The organism is Colwellia sp. BRX10-9 (genome assembly GCF_014077405.1).
In the GTDB taxonomy this organism is placed as follows: domain Bacteria; phylum Pseudomonadota; class Gammaproteobacteria; order Enterobacterales; family Alteromonadaceae; genus Colwellia_A.
The window spans coordinates 14106-35915 of sequence record NZ_JACGVV010000013.1; the positions used below are offsets into that span (position 1 = coordinate 14106).

Annotated in this window: 15 protein-coding genes; 5 read left to right on the top strand and 10 right to left on the bottom strand. The window is 39.2% G+C overall.

What is annotated here, in order from left to right:
- Positions 1–32 precede the first annotated feature (32 nt).
- The 7 genes from rpsA to H4J69_RS09525 all read right to left on the bottom strand — a co-directional run bounded on the left by rpsA (position 33) and on the right by H4J69_RS09525 (position 11426).
- On the bottom strand, positions 33–1694 hold the full coding sequence (gene rpsA / locus H4J69_RS09495; protein ID WP_070376968.1) for a 30S ribosomal protein S1: 1662 nt from the start codon (positions 1692–1694) through the stop codon (positions 33–35).
- Between the two features lie 122 nt (positions 1695–1816).
- Positions 1817–2497, bottom strand: coding sequence for a (d)CMP kinase (cmk, locus tag H4J69_RS09500; RefSeq protein ID WP_182215835.1), 681 nt, complete (start codon positions 2495–2497; stop codon positions 1817–1819).
- Between the two features lie 46 nt (positions 2498–2543).
- A complete protein-coding gene (gene aroA, locus H4J69_RS09505; RefSeq protein WP_182215833.1) occupies positions 2544–3887 on the bottom strand; it encodes a 3-phosphoshikimate 1-carboxyvinyltransferase in 1344 nt (447 codons plus the stop codon).
- 145 nt (positions 3888–4032) lie between these two features.
- The gene (gene serC, locus H4J69_RS09510) at positions 4033–5121 is read right to left on the bottom strand and encodes a 3-phosphoserine/phosphohydroxythreonine transaminase (RefSeq protein WP_182244947.1); all 1089 of its coding nucleotides are present in this window, start codon (positions 5119–5121) and stop codon (positions 4033–4035) included.
- A 282-nt stretch (positions 5122–5403) separates the two neighbouring features.
- Positions 5404–8127, bottom strand: a complete 2724-nt coding sequence (gene gyrA, locus H4J69_RS09515; RefSeq protein ID WP_182244946.1) for a DNA topoisomerase (ATP-hydrolyzing) subunit A — start codon at positions 8125–8127, stop codon at positions 5404–5406.
- A gap of 204 nt (positions 8128–8331) precedes the next feature.
- The gene (locus tag H4J69_RS09520) at positions 8332–8883 is read right to left on the bottom strand and encodes a DUF962 domain-containing protein (protein ID WP_182215829.1); all 552 of its coding nucleotides are present in this window, start codon (positions 8881–8883) and stop codon (positions 8332–8334) included.
- Positions 8884–9086: 203 nt separating this feature from the next.
- Entirely contained in the window at positions 9087–11426 is a 2340-nt protein-coding gene (locus H4J69_RS09525; protein ID WP_182244945.1) for a S8 family serine peptidase, read from the bottom strand.
- A gap of 461 nt (positions 11427–11887) precedes the next feature.
- On the opposite strand from H4J69_RS09525, the gene ubiG reads away from it, so the two are divergent.
- Together ubiG and H4J69_RS09535 are read left to right on the top strand one after the other, a co-directional pair.
- Entirely contained in the window at positions 11888–12610 is a 723-nt protein-coding gene (gene ubiG / locus H4J69_RS09530; RefSeq protein ID WP_182215825.1) for a bifunctional 2-polyprenyl-6-hydroxyphenol methylase/3-demethylubiquinol 3-O-methyltransferase UbiG, read from the top strand.
- 15 nt (positions 12611–12625) lie between these two features.
- The gene (locus tag H4J69_RS09535) at positions 12626–13285 is read left to right on the top strand and encodes an HAD family hydrolase (protein WP_220465306.1); all 660 of its coding nucleotides are present in this window, start codon (positions 12626–12628) and stop codon (positions 13283–13285) included.
- Positions 13286–13432: 147 nt separating this feature from the next.
- Here the strand turns inward: H4J69_RS09535 and H4J69_RS09540 are convergent, their stop codons facing one another.
- The 3 genes from H4J69_RS09540 to H4J69_RS09550 form a co-directional block, all read right to left on the bottom strand.
- Positions 13433–14476: an NADP-dependent oxidoreductase gene (locus H4J69_RS09540; protein ID WP_182244944.1), complete on the bottom strand. Its 1044-nt coding sequence runs from the start codon at positions 14474–14476 to the stop codon at positions 13433–13435.
- Between the two features lie 139 nt (positions 14477–14615).
- Positions 14616–15773 (bottom strand): iron-containing alcohol dehydrogenase, encoded by a 1158-nt coding sequence (locus H4J69_RS09545; RefSeq protein ID WP_182215821.1) that lies wholly within the window; start codon positions 15771–15773, stop codon positions 14616–14618.
- A gap of 76 nt (positions 15774–15849) precedes the next feature.
- Entirely contained in the window at positions 15850–16536 is a 687-nt protein-coding gene (locus H4J69_RS09550) for a type 1 glutamine amidotransferase domain-containing protein (RefSeq protein ID WP_070373842.1), read from the bottom strand.
- A gap of 179 nt (positions 16537–16715) precedes the next feature.
- On the opposite strand from H4J69_RS09550, the gene H4J69_RS09555 reads away from it, so the two are divergent.
- The 3 genes from H4J69_RS09555 to nrdB all read left to right on the top strand — a co-directional run bounded on the left by H4J69_RS09555 (position 16716) and on the right by nrdB (position 21742).
- A complete protein-coding gene (locus H4J69_RS09555) occupies positions 16716–17627 on the top strand; it encodes a LysR family transcriptional regulator (protein ID WP_070373843.1) in 912 nt (303 codons plus the stop codon).
- 576 nt (positions 17628–18203) lie between these two features.
- Positions 18204–20477 carry a class 1a ribonucleoside-diphosphate reductase subunit alpha gene (gene nrdA / locus H4J69_RS09560; protein ID WP_182215820.1) on the top strand — a complete coding sequence of 758 codons (2274 nt, stop codon included), beginning with the start codon at positions 18204–18206 and terminating at the stop codon, positions 20475–20477.
- 134 nt (positions 20478–20611) lie between these two features.
- Positions 20612–21742 carry a class Ia ribonucleoside-diphosphate reductase subunit beta gene (nrdB, locus tag H4J69_RS09565; RefSeq protein ID WP_182215818.1) on the top strand — a complete coding sequence of 377 codons (1131 nt, stop codon included), beginning with the start codon at positions 20612–20614 and terminating at the stop codon, positions 21740–21742.
- Positions 21743–21810: the final 68 nt, after the last annotated feature.

A 21810-nucleotide genomic window follows, 5' to 3' on the forward strand; every position in this document is an offset into this window, starting at 1 on the left:
TTTCAAACACTTCTCACCTTCAAGTGTCTAAATTAGTTTTTAGCGTTTTTAAACGCTGCAGCCATTGCACTTAAACCAGTTTCTTCAACTTGGTTTAGGTTATCCATAGCTTCACGTTCTTCAGCTTGGTCTTTAGCTTTGATTGATAAGCTGATAGCACGGTTCTTACGATCCACACCCATAAACTTAGTCTCAACACTATCACCAACAGATAATTCAGTTGACGCATCTTCGATACGCTCACTAGAAATATCAGATACGCGTAGGTATCCTTCAACGCCTTCGGCTAATTCAATTTTAGCGCCTTTAGCATCTACTTCGATAACCTTACCTGTAACAATAGCACCTTTCTTAGTATCTGCAAGGTACTGATTAAACGGATCATCTTCAGTTTGCTTAACACCTAAAGAAATACGTTCGCGCTCAGGGTCAACTTGTAGAACTACAGCTGATATTTCATCACCTTTCTTGTATTCACGAACAGCTTCTTCACCGCCAGCCCATGAAATATCAGATAAGTGAACAAGACCATCAATGCCGCCGTCAAGACCAATAAAGATACCAAAGTCAGTAATTGACTTGATCTTACCTGATACTTTGTCGCCTTTGTTGAAGTTCTTAGCGAACTCTTCCCAAGGGTTAGCGATACACTGTTTAAGGCCTAAAGAAATACGACGACGTTCTTCGTCAATTTCTAATACCATAACTTCAACCGTGTCACCTAAGTTAACAACTTTAGACGGGTGGATGTTCTTGTTAGTCCAATCCATTTCAGAAACGTGAACTAAACCTTCAACGCCTTCTTGGATTTCAACAAAACAACCGTAGTCAGTTAAGTTAGTTACACGACCAGTAAGTTTAGCGCCTTCAGGGTAACGCTTAGCAATTGCTACCCATGGATCTTCACCTAACTGCTTCATACCTAGAGATACACGAGTGCGCTCACGGTCAAACTTCAATACTTTAACTTGTATTTCGTCACCAACATTTACGATTTCACTTGGGTGCTTAACGCGCTTCCAAGCCATATCTGTAATGTGTAGTAAGCCGTCAATGCCGCCTAAGTCTACGAATGCGCCGTAGTCAGTAAGGTTCTTAACGATACCTTTAACTTCTAGGCCTTCTGCTAATGACTCTAACAATGCATCACGTTCTACGCTGCTTTCAGATTCGATAACGGCACGACGAGAAACAACAACGTTATTACGCTTTTGATCAAGCTTAATAACTTTAAATTCTAATTCTTTGCCTTCAAGGTGAGTTGTATCGCGAATTGGGCGAACATCTACTAATGAACCCGGTAAGAAAGCACGAATATCGCTAACTTCAACCGTGAAACCACCTTTAACTTTACCGTTGATAACACCGATAACAGTTTCTTTTTCTTCATATGCTTTCTCAAGCACTTGCCACGCTTCATGACGTTTAGCGTCATCACGTGAAAGAATAGTTTCACCAAAACCGTCATCTGTAGCTTTAAGAGATACGTCGACTTCATCGCCAACGCTTACATCAACTTCACCAGCGTTGTTTTTAAACTGGTTAATGTCAATAACACTTTCAGATTTAAGGCCAGCATCAACGATAACATTGTCTTTAGTAATAGCGACAATCGTACCTTTGATAATTGAACCAGGGCGTGTTTCGATTTCTTTTAAACTTTCTTCAAATAGTTGTGCGAAATTTTCAGTCATAACTTGCATATAAACTCAGTTATTAATCCAGTCAACATCAATGTTTCATGGGGTTATTTAATAGTGCCCAGTGCATCCGTACAGTAGGCTATAGGTTGATTTTTGAAGCTATATAGCTTCGTTTACGTTAACTTGCCATTGGCAAATGTTAAAATCTTAGCGACCACTTCATCAATAGAAAGATCAGTAGAATCAACAATTAACGCACCTTCTGCTGGGATAAGGGGAGCGACCGTACGGGTCTGATCTCGCTCATCTCGCTGACGTATGTCATCCAAAAGGCGCCCGATTTTAACATCAAAACCTTTCTCTTTCAACTGATTAAATCGACGTTGTGCTCGTTCTTCTGCAGAAGCGGTTAAAAATACTTTAACCGGTGCGTTACTAAAAACGATTGTTCCCATGTCTCTTCCATCAGCGACAAGCCCAGGAGCGACTTTAAAAGCACGTTGGCGACGTAAAAGCGCTTCACGCACTCGAGGGAAGGCTGCTATTTTAGAAGCGATAGCACCGACTTCTTCTGTGCGTATGCTATTACTAACATCTTCGCCTTCTAAAATAACTTTTCCTTCACCTTGACTGGTTATTTCAAATTGCACGTCTAAATGAGCAGCAATGGGGATCAAGGATTCTTCATCTTCGATAGTTAAATGGTGATGCAATGTCGCCACTGCAAGCACACGATAAATAGCTCCGCTGTCAAGCAAGTGCCAGCCAAGTTGCTCTGCAACTAAACGTGCGGCTGTGCCCTTACCTGCTCCACTAGGTCCATCTATAGTTATTACCGGTATTTGTTCTATCATATTTTTATCTACACTAAAGCTAGTTAAACTAAGTTAGTCACTTAATTTAAGCTTGATTGAGTGTTAGTCCCACTTGGTTTGCTAAGGTGACAAAATTAGGGAACGAAGTCGCTACATTGTCACACTCTAAAATTTGAATTTCGCCAGTAGCTCGTAATGAGCTAATCGCAAAAGACATGGCAATACGGTGGTCATCATGACTATGAATAGTCCCTGATGTTAATTGCCCACCAACAATATCTATACCGTCATCATAAACAGTACAGTCAATATCTAATTCTTTTAAGCCATCAGCCATTGCTTGGATGCGATCGCTTTCTTTCACTCTTAATTCTTCCGCGCCACGTAACCGTGTTGTACCTTCAGCACAAGCAGCCGCAATAAATATCGCCGGGAACTCATCAATGGCAAGCGGTACATCACGTTCGTTAATATCAATACCTTTTAATGGTGATGATTTAACCACAACATCAGCAACAGGCTCTCCGCCCGCCATACGCTCGTTAATGATGCTCAAATCGCCATTCATCTGCTGTAAAATATTAATAGCGCCAATACGCGTTGGGTTCATACCCACATTACGAATAGTCAACTGCCCTTCTTTAGCAATTAAACCCGCAACCATAAAAAATGTTGCTGATGAAATATCGCCAGGTACTTGAATGTCGCAAGCCGTTAATTGATGGCCGCCTTCAATGGAAACCTTTTTACCCATCGGGGTATCTTCAACCTTTACCGGATAACCAAAAGCGGTCAACATGCGTTCAGTGTGATCGCGAGTAATACCGGGTTCGGTTACCGAGGTAATGCCGTCGGCATAAATTCCCGCAAGTAATACACAAGATTTTACTTGCGCACTGGCCATTGGCAAGTCGTAATGAATCGCGGTTAAGGTTTGACCTTCATCAATACCTTGTGAAATAACCGGTGGCGTACCGTTTTCGGCAGCAGAGATATTTGCACCCATTAATTTTAATGGGTCAACAACGCGTGCCATAGGACGTTTATTTAAAGAACTGTCACCAGCCATTTGCCAAGCAAAATTTTGTCCGGCGAGTAATCCCGACATTAATCGGATAGTTGTTCCTGAATTACCAATATTTAAAGCTTCTTGAGGTGCGGTCAAACCACGCAAACCTTTGCCATGAATAACAACATTTTGTTGCTTGTCAGGGCCTTCTATTTTTATGCCCATCGCCTTAAATGCATTCATTGTTGCTAAACAATCGTCTCCAGGTAAGAAACCCGAAACATGCGTGGTACCTTCAGCTAAAGAGCCAAACATAATAGAGCGATGCGAACATGACTTGTCACCTGGTACAATGATATCTCCGGATACTTTTCCGGCAAGGCCTGTGGTGATAGTTAATGTTTTATTTACTTGAGACATTTTTTTTCCATTAAATTAATGTTGTTTTATGACAATTTTTCAATCACTTTTACTAAATATAATTACTTATGTTGCTCGCCAGCACTATAAACGAGCGATGAAACAAAGATAAAACGATTACTTTGCCTGTTATTACTTGCTGTTATTACTTGCTGTTTTTAGCGGAAAATTCTTTCATAAAAGCAACCAACGCAGTTATACCTGCTAATGGCATAGCATTATAGATACTGGCACGCATACCACCCACCATACGATGACCCTTTAAAGCCATTAATCCCTGCGCTTCTGCTTGTTTTAAAAACTCATCATTCAAGCTTTCATCTGTTAACCAAAAGGGAACATTCATTAGACTACGATACTTTGCTTCAATATGATTTTGATAAAACGCGCTTTCATCAATATAACCATATAAAACATCAGCTTTTTGTTTGTTTATCTTTGAAATTTCTTTAACACCGCCACGCTCTTTTAACCATTCAAACACTAAACCGGCTAAATACCATGCATAGGTTGGCGGCGTATTGTACATTGAATCGTTCTTTGCTAACACCTGATAATTCATGATTGACGGGGTTGTTAATTGAGCATTGCCTAATAAGTCATTACGTACAATAACAATAGTTAGACCAGAGGGACCAATATTTTTTTGCGCACCGGCATAGATAAGACCGAATTTTTTAACATCAATTTCATGAGACAAAATGGTTGACGACATATCAGCAACCAGTGGCACCCCATGAGTTTCTGGAATATCAAACATCTCGATACCGTCAACGGTCTCATTCGGGCAGTAATGTACAAAGGCAGCGTTAGGGTTTAAGCCCCACTCGTTACTTGATAATACGTGAGTTTCGCCATCAACCTTACTGACAACATTGATCGCGTTTATTTCACCATAATGCTCAGCTTCTGCAGCGGCAGCTTTTGACCAAGAGCCCGAAATAATATAATCGGCTGATTTGCCTTTTGGTAGTAAATTTAAAGGGACCGCAGAAAATTGACCTCGACCACCACCATGACAAAACAAGACACTGTAATTTTCTGGTATTGCCATCAAATCACGTAAATCCGCTTCGGCTTTTGCTGCTACTACCAAAAACTCTTTACTGCGGTGACTCAGCTCCATCACTGAACTACCGGTATCTTGCCAATTGACAAATTCCACTTGTGCTTTTTTCATTACCTCTACAGGTAACATCGCAGGACCGGCACAAAAGTTAAATACTTGAGACATATAACACAACACCTTCTATAAAGTTTTAAATACGTTTGTCGATGCACTTGGTCAAACTGTTTTAATTATTTTTATTATAAACATCAATTTGGTCAACATTCTCTTGGGTAAAATAAGACTGTTCATCAAATGGAAATATGCTCCTGCATTTGCTTAATACCGTTCGTCCTGAACATCGTCACTCATTCACATCCATGTACCATGTAACTCTGACATACCGTTCATCCTGAACATAAAAAGGGCGGTGATTAGCCGCCCTTTAAACTGAATTTCTAGCGGTAACTATTCGTTATCACTTTCGATGAGTTGTTCTTCATCACTGTCAGCTTCTGGCAATACCTCTGTTGAAGTACTGTCAGTTGTCGAATCTATTAACTGCTCAGAAGTTTCTTCCACTCCTTCGAGAACGTCTTCTTCTTCTATTTCGTCAATACGTTGCAATGCAACAACATGTTCGCCTTCAACCGTTCTAATAATACGAACACCTTGAGTATTACGACCAATAACACTGACTTCATTAACACGAGTACGCACTAAAGTACCGTTATCAGTGATAAGCATTATTTCATCTAAATCTTCAACCTGAACAGCGCCAACTACTGGGCCATTTCGGTCGCTGACTTTAATAGAAACAACACCTTTAGTCGCACGACTTTTCGCTGGGTATTCCGTTAACGCGGTACGTTTACCAAAGCCATTTTCGGTTATTGTTAATATTGGGCCATCATTAACTGGCACAATAAGTGACACAACCTTTTGATCACCTTCTAACTTAATACCACGAACACCAGTACCGGTTCGTCCGATAGGTTTTAATGCCCAGCGTTCTTCACCTGTTTCTGCGTCTAATTTAATTTCACCCGTTTCACTGTCACGAAGTTTCTCATTAAAACGAACAACTTTACCCGCATCCGAGAACAACATAATATCGTTGTAACCGTCGGTAATAGCAACGCCAATTAAGGTGTCATCATCACGTAAGTTAAGGGCTATAATACCGTTAGCACGTTGGTTTTTGTAAGCGGTAAGTGCTGTTTTCTTAACAGTACCTGAAGCCGTTGCCATGATAATAAACTTGTCTTCTGCATATTCACGAACCGGTAATATTGCGGTAATACGTTCACCTGCATCAAGCGGTAAAATATTAACAATAGGTCGGCCACGAGCAGTACGACTCGCTAAAGGTAATTGGAACACTTTCAACCAGTAGAGTTTTCCGCGATCTGAGAAACACAAAATAGTATCGTGAGTATTGGCAATTAATAAACGTTCAATGAAATCTTCTTCTTTCATCTTAGTCGCTGCTTTACCTTTACCGCCACGGCGTTGTGCTTGATAGTCACTTAAAACTTGGTATTTAACATAACCTTCATGCGATAACGTAACCACAACATCTTCTTCTGTGATCAAGTCTTCCATCGATAAGTCATGCGAAGCATTAGTAATTTCAGTACGACGTTCATCACCAAAATCATTACGGATAGTTTCTAGCTCTTCACGAATAATTTCCATTAAACGTTCAGGCGAACCTAATATATGTAATAACTCAGCGATAATATCGAGTAATGCTTTGTATTCAGATAAGATTTTTTCGTGTTCTAAACCAGTCAACTTATGTAAGCGAAGATCTAATATCGCTTGTGCTTGTTGCATAGTTAAGAAATATTGACCGTCTTGAATACCGAAACCTTCTTCAACCCATTCAGGACGTGCTGCGTCATCACCAGCGGCGCTGAGCATATCGGCAACATTACCTAAATCCCAACCACGTGCCAGCAGTTTTTCTTTTGCTTCACTTGGCGTTGGTGAATTTTTAATTAATTCAATAATCGGGTCAATGTTCGCTAATGCAATCGACAAACCTTCTAGTAAATGCGCGCGTTCACGTGCTTTACGTAATTCAAAGATAGTACGACGAGTAACAACTTCACGGCGATGAAGGATAAACTCTTCAAGCATTTCTTTGATATTAAATAATTTAGGTTGGCCGTTAGTTAACGCCACCATATTTAAACCAAAAGAAACTTGCATTTGGGTAAGTTTGTACAAGTTATTTAAAACAACTTCACCGACTTCTCCACGTTTAATTTCAATAACCATGCGCATGCCGTCTTTATCAGACTCATCGCGTAGCGCTGAAATACCTTCAAGGCGTTTTTCTTTTACCAGCTCCGCCATCTTTTCGATAAGGCGCGCTTTGTTTACTTGATAAGGTAACTCATGAACAACAATCGTTTCTTTACCGGTTGTTTCATGAACTTCGATATCGGCACGGGCGCGAATTTTAATTTTGCCACGACCAGTACGGTAAGCTTCTTCGATACCGGCACGACCACTAATAATACCGGCTGTCGGAAAATCAGGACCAGGTATATGTTCTAATATCTCTTCAAAGGTCAAATCACTATTTTCAATCAGTGCTAAACAACCGTTTATCACTTCTGTTAAATTGTGAGGAGGTATATTGGTTGCCATACCTACCGCGATACCTGAGGTACCATTCACTAATAAATTAGGAATACGCGTTGGCATAACAACAGGTATATATTCAGTACCGTCATAGTTAGGTACAAAATCTACCGTTTCTTTATCAAGATCGGCTAAAATAGAATGTGCTATTTTTGACATTCTGATTTCGGTATAACGCATTGCTGCTGCAGAGTCACCGTCAACCGAACCAAAGTTACCTTGACCATCTACTAGCATGTAGCGTAATGAAAATGGTTGTGCCATACGTACTATTGTATCGTAAACGGCAGTGTCGCCATGTGGGTGGTATTTACCTATTACATCACCAACAACACGTGCTGATTTTTTGTAAGGTTTATTGAAGTCATTACCAAGTACATTCATCGCGAATAATACGCGGCGATGAACAGGTTTTAAGCCGTCTCGTACATCTGGTAATGCACGACCTACAATTACGCTCATGGCGTAATCTAGATAAGAATTTTTTAGCTCATCTTCAATATTGACAGGTACAACATTGTTTGACAAATCGGTCATAAGTCGATGGTATCCCTTAACTTAGCAAGAATTTTGAAAGTTTTTTCGAAATTATAATTATTAATTAACACAGCATACTAGCATAGTTTTAATGAGATGCCATACCGCTTTATTATCTAAAAAGCACTAAAAATGGCCGTGCTGAAAAGTCACAAATCCCCAAGTGGTTATTTATTGTTCAGCATTTTATCTGCCTCAATATTGTTAAGATTTTTGTTGTTCAAAAACACGGCGTTTTGCAATCGCTTTTTCAGTAATAGTTTTATCTAAAACTTTACCCAAGCCAAGTAAAAAATAAACTTCAGCGATAACAAACAATGGACCAATAAGTAATTGATTAATATCATCGAGAAAAGCAGGTTTTGCTTTTTCATAGTGATGACCAATAAATTGGATAACCCAACCAATAACGAAAACGCCGATAGCAATTAGAATATGATGTTCTGCTGTCACAACTTCATGAACACTCCACATTAAAGGGCCAAATAAAATAAACGCGAATAGTGCCAGTGGCAACGATAACAATAGATAATAAAACAGCACAATAACCGGTACTATGCCTGCCAAAGTAAAGTTAACCTGTTCAATACCTAAGTAATTATTAATAAATGTTGATTCAATTTCAAAGGAAACACTGGCCAGTAATAAGGCAATTGACCAAATAATCATCGGCACACCAATAAAGTGGCTGTTAATGTTTTTTCTATTTAAATGGACACTTTTATAAGTGGATAGTTGTTCTACTACTGATTTCATTATGACCTCTTAGGGTTTATCTCATCTTACTTGTTAAGCAATAATTTATCGCTATAGCTACTCAACATCAAGATACAATTACAATGCATTTTACGCCAAGTCGCTATATTGTTCTATTGATTCGGTTGCTCATAATAAAAAACCCTGCCGAAGCAGGGTTTTATTTATCAACATAAAGTGAACGGGTTGCCCCTTTCTTTAGGTTATTTGGGTGTAGCTTGTAGATTTAATGTCATACCTGAAGCTGCTGAATAACCGTAGATATCGACATACCATACACCTTTAGCTGGGTCGGTAAAGTTACAAGCTTCATTGTTACCATTTTTATAAGGACGACAATCATAAACAGACGTTGTTGACTGTTTACCTTGTGTTACATATAAATCTGCATCACCTGAACCACCTGAAAGTGTAACCGTTAGATCGGCATAACCATCGGCTAAGTCAAGGGTGTAACGTTTCCATGTTCTTCTTGCAACAGTAACATTATTAATTGTGCTATCAATCGGATTAATCGTATTACCACCACCCGTAGTAGGTTCAGTGTAACTACCCGTTAAACTAACACCAGCAAAATCACTATAGGCTTTAAGTCTTACGTAGTAAGTGCCACCGGCTTGCGTACTTGCACACGATTCAACATTACCTGATTTATAAGGGCGACAATCGTAAACACTGTCGGTTGGCTCAGCACCAAACTTCACATATAAATCTGCATCACCACTACCACCTGTCATAGCAAAATTAATATCTGTTGCGCCAGCAGGTACTTCCATGGTGAAAACTAAATCATTACCCGTTGCAGCCGTTAACTCAGTTTTAACCTGACCATTTTCAAGGACAGTATCTGGTATTGTTCCACCACCACCGCCAGTGTCACCGCCAGAGCCATCACATCCATTCGCGGTAATGTAATCGATCGCATCTTTAGTTTGGGCTAAACCATAACCAAATTTGACATCGCGACCCGCAGCACCTAAATCTTGTGCACTACTATTTAATACGTTACGAATTTCAACGTTAGTACAGCTTGGGTGATGACTCCACACCAAGGCAGCAACACCAGCAACATGAGGAGATGCCATTGAAGTACCACTCATTTTGCCATAATTACCCGCGCCAATATTTATACTGGCGCTTAAGCCAATATTATTTTTCATCGCTGCGCCGTCCGTATCAGATACGGTAACACTTGGGATAGAGGTTGCGTTTGCGTCACCTAATGTGCCACCAAAGCTTCCCGGTGCATTGTTATAAAGAATTGCGCCTACACCCCCGCTGTCTTGACAAGCTTTAACTTTATCGTAAAACGAAATATTGCCACGTTGAATTAAACAAACACTACCTGCAGCGCCTGTATCTATAGTTTCGCCCGTGGCAAAATCATAGAGAGAACCCGTTGCTTGACCTTGGTTTTCCATCGCATTGGCGGTATAACCGACATTAGCGACAGATACTTCAACGACTGAACCTGAACCTTCAGGATAAATAGAATAAACATCAACACCTGGACCAGATATCTCTACTTGGCTATTTTTTTGTGAAAAGTCAGCTAAGGCTTTATTACTGTCAACAGCAGCAACTGACATCACTGCATCGTAAGAAGCAGGAAAGTTTTCTAAATCAGTAGTTGCTGTAGCAACCCCATCATTACCGGCTGCAGCTATAAGTAAAACGCCTGCATCATAGGCCGCTTGAATACCATTTTGTTCGCTTGTACTTGAACCAGAACCACCTAAGCTCATATTAATAACGTCTGCGCCGTTACTGACACAATCATTAATAGCACTAACAAGTGTTGAAGAATATCCCCAGCCCGCGGCATTAAATACTTTTATAATGTGCAAATTAGGATCGGTGCCAATAACACCGCGAACACCAATACCATTGTTAAGCGCGGCAATTGTTCCTGCTACGTGAGTACCGTGTGGACCACCTTGATCATACCAGTTACCTGTACCACTATTGCTTGTGCCAGTTATTGTGCCTCCTTGTGCCCCCATGTCTTCATGAGGTAGGTCTAAACCTGAATCAATAATACATATTTTCTTACCGCCAGCATTGGCAGAAGCAATCATATCGTCAACTTGATCGGCTTGAACCATACCAATACCATAAGGCACCGTTTGTGCCATAAAGCGACGTGGTAGATCTTCTTCTACGTATTCGACATTATCGTCCATCGCTAAATTCATCGCTTGTGATGAAGATAGCTCAGCACTGATCATATTTACATCTGGAAATTCGGCTTTAACATTGACCCGCAATTTCTTTAATTTTTCCTTAACAGCGGCAAGACGAACAAAGGCGTTTTGGCTACCAATGAAACTCGTTGCTTGATTGCTGGCTGCTTGGTTATTAGCTGCTTGCTTGTATTTGATAATAAAGCGTTTGGGTAAAGGTGAACTGGTCACTTCAGATAATACATTATCTGCGTTTTGTACGCTAAGCGGTTGGGCAGCGTAAAGTGCTGTCGATATTGATACCGACAATATACTAGCAGTGGTCAATATTAATGATTTCTTTGTTATCTTATTCGACATCTATATTCCTACCTATTAAGTTAATTTTAATTATTATTTTTTTGCTGGGGGAATTTCAAATGAGAGTGATACATCATTATCGAAGCAGCAATGACCATAACATCAAGGTTTAATATATTACAAGCATGTTATTTAAATGTTAAATAAAAGAAACAACAATAAGAGTGATAATTACATAAAAAGCAACGAGTTATAATATTAAACTTTCTTTTTACTGCTCGATGTTAGTGGATAAAGGCTTAAATCAAGGGTATTTATAGCCGATAAAAATCAGTAGTGAGTAAGATAGTAGCGATAAAAAGTCTTAATGTGCCCTACTTTTCTCAGCCTTGGCTCGTCTGCATTAGCATATGACTTATCCACTTTTAACGAGGATAACAAACTCAACGTTCAGTACTAGGCGAACCATTTACTTTAGTTTAGAATTACTGACAATAATTGATTAAAATAATGAAAATGTAATGTCGACAACTAACAACACTAAAGCTGTTAACGTAAATGAAGAAGAAATTGCCAAATTTGAAAAGGTTGCAAGCCAGTGGTGGGACCTTGATGGTGATTTTAAACCATTGCATCAAATAAACCCTATTCGACGACAATTTATTTGTCAGCATGTCGGCGACATTTTTGGTAAAAAAATTATTGATGTTGGCTGTGGTGGGGGTATTTTAGCTGAGAGTTTAGCCAAACTTGGTGGCGATGTTACTGGGATTGACCTCGGCGAAGAACCATTAAATGTAGCAAGATTACATGCGCTGGAGAGTGGATTAACGGTCAATTATCAAAAAATACCTGCCGAAGACAAAGCGATTGAGCAACCCGAAAAATTTGATGTTGTCACTTGTATGGAAATGCTTGAGCACGTACCCGATCCCGCTTCAATTATAGAAGCTTGCGCTCAAATGGTAAAACCCGGCGGTTATGTCTTCTTTTCAACCTTAAACAAATCAATAAAGTCATATTTATTGGCTATTGTTGCCGCCGAAAAAGTCCTTAAAATAGTCCCTGACGGTACACACGACCACAAAAGTTTTATTCGTCCATCGACCTTAATTGGCTGGGCTGAATCATTTGATCTCAAATGCATTGATGCCGCAGGCATTCATTACAACCCGCTGACAGAGAATCACAAACTTATTTCATCACTAGATGTGAATTATATTCTTTGTTGTCAAAAAATATAAATAAGGGAAAGTACATTGCAAAATACTAAAATTTCAGGGGTATTATTTGATCTTGACGGTACCTTATTAGATACCGCCAATGATTTAGGTGCTGCACTTAACTACGTTTTACGAAAATATAACTTAGCAGAAGTAGCCCGTGAAGATTATCGTCCAATCGCTTCTGATGGCGCATTAGGGTTATTAACACTGGGTTTTGCACAAGCTTTGAAAAACTATGATTACGAAGTGTTACGTGCGGAATTTCTCGCTTATTACCAAGAAAATATTGCGGTACATACCTGTCTTTATCCTGGCGTAGCTCAATTACTGTTGACGTTGAATGAACGAAACATTCCTTGGGGTGTTGTCACGAATAAGCCAGAAGGTTTAACAAGACTATTATTGCCTTATTATAGTGAATTCGAAAAATGTTTATCACTGGTTGGTGGTGATACTTTCACCAACCGAAAACCACACCCAGAGCCTATCCTCAAAGCTTGTGAACAAATATCAGTGCCAAGTGAGCTATGTTTGTATGTCGGAGACGCTTTGCGTGATATTGAAGCCGGCAATAGTGCTCAAGCAACTACCGTCATTGCAAAGTGGGGCTATATTATCGCTGGTGAAGATTGTAAAAACTGGCAAGCGGACTATCACGCTGAAACCCCCTTAGATATCTTATCATTACTGTAATAATGTTAAGCCAAACGCGAATAAAGTAACGGTTTAAATCCAGTGATATAGGTCCTTAACTTACTATAACCAACACAGAAAAAAGCCACTCAACAGTGGCTTCTTTCTTAATAAAACACCCATAATAAAGTAGAGCTTGGTTACCTGTTAGTCAATATTGTCAGGGCCTACTCGCACAATTAACTTACCAAAATTCTCACCTTCTAATAAACCAATAAAAGCATTTACTGTATTTTCTAGCCCGGCAATTAAATGCTCTTTATAGTTAATCTCACCTGCTATTAACCATTTTACCATTTGCTCGCTAAACTCGTTATAACGATGACCATAATCATCAAAGACAATAAAGCCTTGCATTTTTATACGCTTAACAAGTAATGTTCCCATCAATGAAGAAAGTCTGTCAGGTCCACTAGGTAATTCTGTCGCATTGTACTGAGAAATTAAGCCACACAAAGGAATACGGGCACAGCTATTTAATAGTGGCATAACAGCGTCAAAGACTTTACCGCCAACGTTTTCAAAATAGACATCAATCCCTGATGAACAAACGGCCGCTAATTGCTCAGCTAAATCATCACTTTTATGATCAAGACAATGATCAAACCCTAAACTGTCAACTGCATAGGTACATTTAGTCTCACCGCCAGCAATACCGATCACTTTACAGCCTTTTAATTTAGCTATTTGACCCACTAAACTTCCAACCGCTCCTGTTGCCGCAGCAACGACTACCGTTTCACCTGCTTTTGGTTGACCGATATCCAATAAACCCATGTAAGCCGTTAGCCCAGGCATACCCAAAACACCTAAGGCATGAGACGGGTTAACCATATCATTATCAAGCTTGAGCAATTCACTACCATGAATAACGCTATAATCCTGCCAGCCACCAAAAGCGACAACCCAATCACCTTTTGTGTAATCATTGTGATTTGACTCTTCTACTCGACAAACACTTCCACCCACCATCACTGCATTTAAAGCGACGGGATCGGCATAAGACTTAGCATCATTCATTCGCCCTCGCATATAAGGGTCGAGTGAAAGAAAAACCGTACGAAGTAATACATCGTTAGCTTGAGGGATGGGTTTATTACTAGTAACGAGATTGAAGTTTTCTGCTTTTGGCGCGCCAACGGGTCTTGATGCTAGCACCATTTGGCGATTGATATCTGTTGTTTGAGTCATAAGAGTTACTCCTGTAAAGAGCCAGTAAAAGCGCTAAGTGTGTTGGGATTAAAAAAGGCCAATATAAGAGAAATATATCGACCTTTTATGAATAGGGGCAGCGTGTCAATTAAACAGGCTACTCATTTTTATTTTATCTTTACAAGGCTTGCGTTAAAATCTCTCGGCTTATTGCTAGAGTAATATCACTGTTTTCACCTAGTGCTGTCATGCCATGTTGCTCTAATCGTTCGACAAGGGAATCAATATCAGCGCTACCAAGATCAACGTGAGATAAGCGCGTTGGTACCTGCATCTTTTCAAAAAACTCTTCTGTTAAACGGATAGCTTGATCAATACGTGCATTATCATCACCTTCAGTTATCTGCCAAACACGTGTTGCATATTGAAGTAATTTTTCACGCTTTTGCTCACGACGTACTTTCATCACGGCAGGTAACACAATAGATAAGGTTCGAGCGTGGTCAATACCAAAGGCACCTGTTAATTCATGGCCTATCATATGTGTTGACCAATCTTGTGGTACTCCAGCACCAATAAGACCGTTTAGTGCCATAGTGGCCGACCACATAATATTTGCTCTAACGTCTAAATCATCTTTAGTTGCCGGGGCTAAGGCTTTAGGTCCTTCTTCAATTAAGGTTTGTAATAAACCTTCACTGAACCTGTCTTGTACTTTGCCATTAACGCTGTAAGTTAAGTACTGTTCAATGGTATGAATAAAAGCATCAACAACACCATTACCAATTTGACGATCTGATAATGAGAAGGTCACACTTGGGTCTAACACCGCAAATAATGGACGCACTAAAGGACTAGAAAAAGGGAGCTTATTACCGTCTCGTGTTACCACGGAATTACCATTACTTTCTGAGCCAGTGGCAGGTAAAGTTAACACCGCGCCAATGGGTAAAGCTTTAGTGAACGCTTGCTGTTTGGCAAGAATATCCCAAGGGTCATCACCTTCAAATAATGCCGCAGCGGCAATAAATTTAGCGCCATCAACAACAGAGCCACCGCCAACAGCAAGTAAATAATCAATGTTTTCAGCTTTGATGATCGTTTGCGCTTTCATTAAAGTGTCGTAAGTTGGGTTAGGTTCAATGCCTGAAAATTCAAAGTAAGTGTGCTCTTTAAGCGCATCAATAACTTGCTTATAAACACCATTACCTTTGATTGAACCTCCACCGTAAACAATGAGTACTCTTGCATCTAATGGTATTTCTTTTGAAATGGTTTGAATTTCTCCCGGCCCAAAATTAATTTTAGTTGGGTTTTGAAAATTAAAATTTAACATTTATATGTCCTTAAAGGTAAAGTGTTAAATCGATTAGCTAAACAGGTTAGCTAATCGAGTTGTCTGTTCTAAGTAACTATGCTGAAAGGTGAGTTAATAATTTTTCAGCGGCTAATGCCGAGCTAGCTGGGTTTTGACCGGTAATAATGAGGCCATCTTGAATTGCAAAGGCATGCCAATCTTGAGCCTTTTGGTATTCGCCGCCACGTTTAATCAATTCATCTTCTACTAAAAATGGCACAACTTCAGTTAGTTGAACCGCTTCTTCTTCACTGTTAGTAAAACCGGTTACGGCTTTGCCTTTAACAGCAAAATCACCAGAAGGTTGTTTTACATTTAACAAGGCAGCGCTTGCATGACAAACTGTTGCAACAGCTTTTCCGGCGTTAAGAAAGTTTTCAATCAAGGTAATTGAGTCAGTATTGTCGGTAAGATCCCATAATGGACCATGACCACCAGGATAAAATACTGCATCAAAGTCAGCTTCATTAACAGAAGCTAATATTAGCGTATTAGCGATTTTAGCTTGTGCTTCGCTATCTGCATCGTAACGGTCTGTCGCAGCTGTTTGAAAGTCTTCAAGTGTGCTGGTTGGGTCTATTGGTGCTTGTCCACCCTTAGGTGTTGCTAAAGTAACTTCGACACCAGCATCGATAAAAGCATAATAAGGGGCGGCAAATTCTTCAACCCAAAAACCGGTTTTTTGGCCTGTGTTACCAAGCTCATCATGTGAAGTAAGTACCATTAATATTTGTTTAGTCATTATCATTCATCCGTTTGGTTATATAAGTGAGTTTAGGTGTTCGTTTATTCAATGTAGCTAGTATATGCCTAAGAACAAAAATGAACAATGCAGATAAAACTGACATCATTGTATCAATAATTGATACAATGATTAGCAAAGTAAATGATTAACTGGTTATTACCTCAATAGGTGCTGTTATGGATATCTCATTTGAACAACTCAAAAGTATGGTTGTATTCGCTCAAGTCATTGAACAAGGTAGCTTAAGTGCAGCCGCTAAACATTTAGGACTATCAAGAGCAGTAGTAAGTTATCATTTGAAGAAGCTTGAAGCGCAGCTCGAGGTAAAGTTACTTAATCGTTCAACACGTGCGATTAACCTGACCGAAGCGGGTCAAGCCTATTATGAACGCTGTCGAGTTATTGCTGAGCAAGCCAGTGCCGCTAATCAGCAAATTGAAAATTTCAAAAATGAACCTATCGGCTTACTTAAAATAACGTGCCCGGTAAATGTTGGTTTGCAGACCGTTGTGCCGGCGCTGAACGAATTTAAAAAAATTTACCCCAAAATAGCACTCGATGTGATGTTAACTGATGAGGTCGTTAATATTATGAAAGAAGGTATCGATTTAGCGATTCGCGGTGCCCCCTTACCTGACTCTGGTTTACAAGCAACTAAACTGGCGACGCTACAAACATGCCTTTGTGGCGCACCTGAATATTTTCTGCAATTTGGCCGCCCCACTAAACCGGCTGATTTAAGCGACCACCAATGGGTTATTTATAAATTAACCTCTGGAGTGTTAACCTTGACTAAGGGCAGTCGTTCGTTCAGTGTCACCACAAAAGGCAGTATTAGTACCAATAATGCCGCCGCACGTACTGCCTTTGTTGAAGCAGGACATGGTCTGGGCCGTATTCCTATTTACGATGCTTGGCCAAAAATAAAAGCAGGCACTTTAGAAACAGTGCTAGATGATTATGCTTTTAGCGACATTAATGTCTTTGGTGTATTCCCGCCTGGTACAGCCAATTCCAAAAAGCTGCGCTTATTACTTAACTTCTTAAAAGAGTATTTCACCAGCCAAAGTATAATAAAAAAGCAATAACCCCACTTATTAATGTATATATTTTTGTGTGGACCAACCGCTCTTATGATCTACTAATAACTAGCGGATAAACTTTATACAAGTTGTCATCGTAACGCTTAACCTAAACAGTCATATCAGCATTATTGTTCATTTAGTGCCCTTCCTGCTTAAAAAAAAGCAACATGTTGTTTTTATTAGAAATTAAGTTTTAGCTGACAAAAACAACCAATAAACGGGTAATTTTATTTAAAAATAAATTACCCACAAAAATTAATTAAAATAAACGTTGCGTTTTTGTAATATCAAAAATAAAAAGCACTACTAAGTTAGTCGTTACTAACTGAACTTTTACTCTAAAGAAAGTTATTAAAAACTATGCTTTTTATCACTTGCAAAAACAGCAAAACCTCATTATCTTGTGATCAGTTTTTAGAAAACCCCTATATATAGTGTATTTGTTGTTCAGATGTTTTTTTGTGCTAATTTACATTTTAGGGAAATATAATACTGATAAGTGTTCACTTAACGTTTTCTTTAGTTGACAACGTTAGGTAAATAAAGCGACCAGCATAATTAATAAATGACAGGCTCTTCATGACTAATAATCTTTTTGTAAGTAAGCGTAACGGCAAAAAAGAACTCATCGATTTAGAAAAAATTCATCAAGTTATCACTTGGGCTGCTGAAGGCCTTGATAACGTTTCGGTGTCACAAGTTGAGTTGAAATCTCATATTCAATTCTACGACGGTATCAAGACTGCTGACATTCATGAAACTATCATTAAAGCCGCCGCTGATCTTATTTCAGAAGAGACACCTGATTATCAGTATTTATCAGCACGTTTGGCTATTTTTCATCTACGTAAAAAAGCCTACGGCCAATTTGAGCCGCCTAAATTATTTACCCATGTTGTTAGTATGGTAGAAAATGGTAAATATGATGAACATCTTCTAGCTGATTACAGCGAAGCAGAGTTTGAACAAATGGAAAAATTTCTTGTTCATCCTCGCGATTTAGACTTTAGTTACGCCGCAGTCAAACAATTAGAAGGTAAATACCTTGTCCAAAACCGGGTAACGGGTGAAATTTACGAAAGTGCTCAGTTTTTATATATCTTAGTGGCCGCTTGTTTATTTGCTAAATATCCTGTTGAAACACGTTTAAAATATGTTGAAGGTTTTTATCACGCGATTTCAACCTTCAAAATATCGTTACCTACACCTATTATGGCAGGGGTACGTACGCCTACTCGTCAATTTTCATCTTGTGTATTAATTGAATGTGGTGACAGTTTAGACTCAATAAACGCGGCTTCTAGCTCTATTGTTAAATATGTTTCACAACGAGCAGGCATTGGCATCAATGCTGGCCGTATTCGCGCTTTAGGTAGTTCGATACGTAATGGTGAAGCCTTTCATACCGGTTGTATTCCGTTTTTCAAGCATTTTCAAACGGCTGTTAAAAGTTGTTCACAAGGGGGAGTTCGAGGCGGCGCAGCAACGTTATTCTACCCACTTTGGCATTTAGAAGTTGAAAGCTTACTGGTCCTTAAAAATAACCGAGGTGTTGAAGAAAATCGTGTCCGTCATTTAGATTATGGCGTGCAATTCAATAAGCTTATGTACACACGCTTAATTAAAGGAGAGTCTATTACTCTCTTTAGCCCGAGCGATGTTCCTGGCCTTTATGATGCTTTTTTTGAAGACCAAGAGAAATTTGAAGCCTTGTATGTAAAATATGAAGCGGATGATTCAATTCGTAAAAAATGCATTAAAGCTATTGAGTTATTCACCTTATTTGCTCAAGAGCGTGCCAGCACAGGTCGAATTTATTTACAGAATGTTGATCACTGTAATACGCACAGCCCATTCGATCCGAAACAAGCACCAATTCGCCAAAGTAATTTGTGTTTAGAGATTGCGCTACCGACACAACCAATGAATGATATTAATGATCCAAATGGCGAAATTGCCCTTTGTACTTTGTCAGCCTTTAACTTAGGCGCAATAGAAAGCTTAGATGAATTAGAAGGTTTATCAGACCTTGCAGTTCGAGCGCTTGATAGTTTACTTGATTATCAAAACTACCCGATGCCAGCTGCTTACAATGCCACTATAGGCAGAAGAACATTAGGTATAGGCGTAATAAACTATGCTTATTACTTAGCTAAAAACGGCGTGTATTATTCAAATGGCAGTGCTAACAATTTAACTCACCGTACCTTTGAAGCCATTCAATTTAATTTATTGAAAGCATCAAATGAATTAGCAAAAGAAAAAGGCGCTTGTCCTAAATTTAATGAGACACGTTTATCACAAGGTATTTTACCGATTGATACTTATAAAAAGACCATTGACGACATTACCGGTGAACCCCTTCATCTTGACTGGGAAACTTTGCGAGAGAGTATCAAGACACATGGCGTAAGAAATTCAACGGTTTCCGCGTTAATGCCATCTGAAACTTCATCACAAATTTCAAATGCTACAAATGGAATTGAACCACCAAGAGGTTTAATCAGTATAAAGGCTAGTAAAGATGGTGTTTTAAAACAGGTTGTACCTGAATATCAAAGATTAAAGGGTAACTATGAGTTACTTTGGAATATTCCAAATAACGAAGGTTACTTGCAGCTAGTGGGTATCATGCAGAAGTTTATTGACCAAACCATCTCTGCAAATACTAACTACGACCCTGCACGCTTTGAAGGCGGAAAAGTACCGGTGAAGCAAATCTTAAAGGATATTTTAACCGCTTATAAATTAGGCGTTAAAACCATGTATTACCATAACACCCGTGATGGTGCGTCTGAGAATATGCTCGGATTAGAAGAAGAAGACTGTGAAGGCGGCGCATGTAAAATTTAATTGTGCGCACAAAAAAAAGCTTCATTGTTTTTTAACAATGGAGCTTTCAGCATAATCAGTCATACCTATAATTTTTAAAAACAAAATTTCGATAACAGGCTGTGACTTTCATGCGTGTTATCAAGGAGTAATAGATGTCCTACACCACGTTTAATCAAGTTCCTAATAATGCGCTACTCGAGCCAATGTTTTTAGGTAACAGTGTCAATGTCTCACGATATGACCAACAACGTTTTATCGCCTTTGAAAAACTTATTGAAAAACAGTTATCGTTTTTTTGGCGTCCTGAAGAAATTGATGTATCAAAAGACAGATCTGATTGGCAAAGTTTAACGCCTTCAGAAAAGCATATTTTCATTTCCAACCTAAAATATCAAACTTTGCTTGATTCTATGGCAGCACGCTCGGTGAATGCGATGTTTTTACCGCTGGTTTCATTACCAGAAGTAGAAACTTGGATAGAAACCTGGGCTTTCAGTGAAACCATTCATTCTCGCTCTTACACGCATATTTTGAGAAACTTGTTTTCAGATCCAAGTGAAATATTTGACGACATCGTTGTTAACCCAGCTATTTTAAAGCGTGCATCCAGTATTTCTAAATACTTTGATGCCGTGATCATCACCACACAACTACTCCAGTCACAAGGTGACGGTACCTATGAAGTCGATGGTGAAATGATTGAAGTATCAACTCGCAAGCTTAAAGAGCGCTTATACTTGGCTGTTTGTTCGGTCAACGCTTTAGAAGCCATTCGCTTTTATGTCAGCTTTGCCTGTTCATTTGCTTTTGCCGAGCGTGAGTTATTAGAAGGTAACGCAAAAATTATTAAGCTTATTGCTCGAGATGAAGCTTTGCATTTAACCGGTACTCAACATATTTTAAATAACTGGTTATCCGGTAGAGATGATCCTGAAATGAAAATCATTTCTCAAGAAATGAAAGAGCAAGGATTACAGATATTTCTTGATGTTGTTGAACAAGAAAAAGAATGGGCTCAGTACCTATTCAAAGACGGTTCAATGATTGGCTTGAATGCGGCAATATTAAATCAATATATTGAGTACATTAGTAATCAACGCTTAACGGCTATTGGTTTTGATGCACCCTTTGATATAAAAAGTAACCCATTACCATGGATGAATGCTTACTTAGTATCAGACAATGTTCAGGTCGCTCCACAAGAAACAGAGATATCGAGTTACTTAGTTGGTCAAGTCGACTCTTCTGTATCAAGTGATGATTTTGATGGCTTTGACCTTTAATGGTTTTAACCTCCAGATAAAGAAGCGATTATCATGCTTTCTTATCACATCATTAGCACATTTTGCGT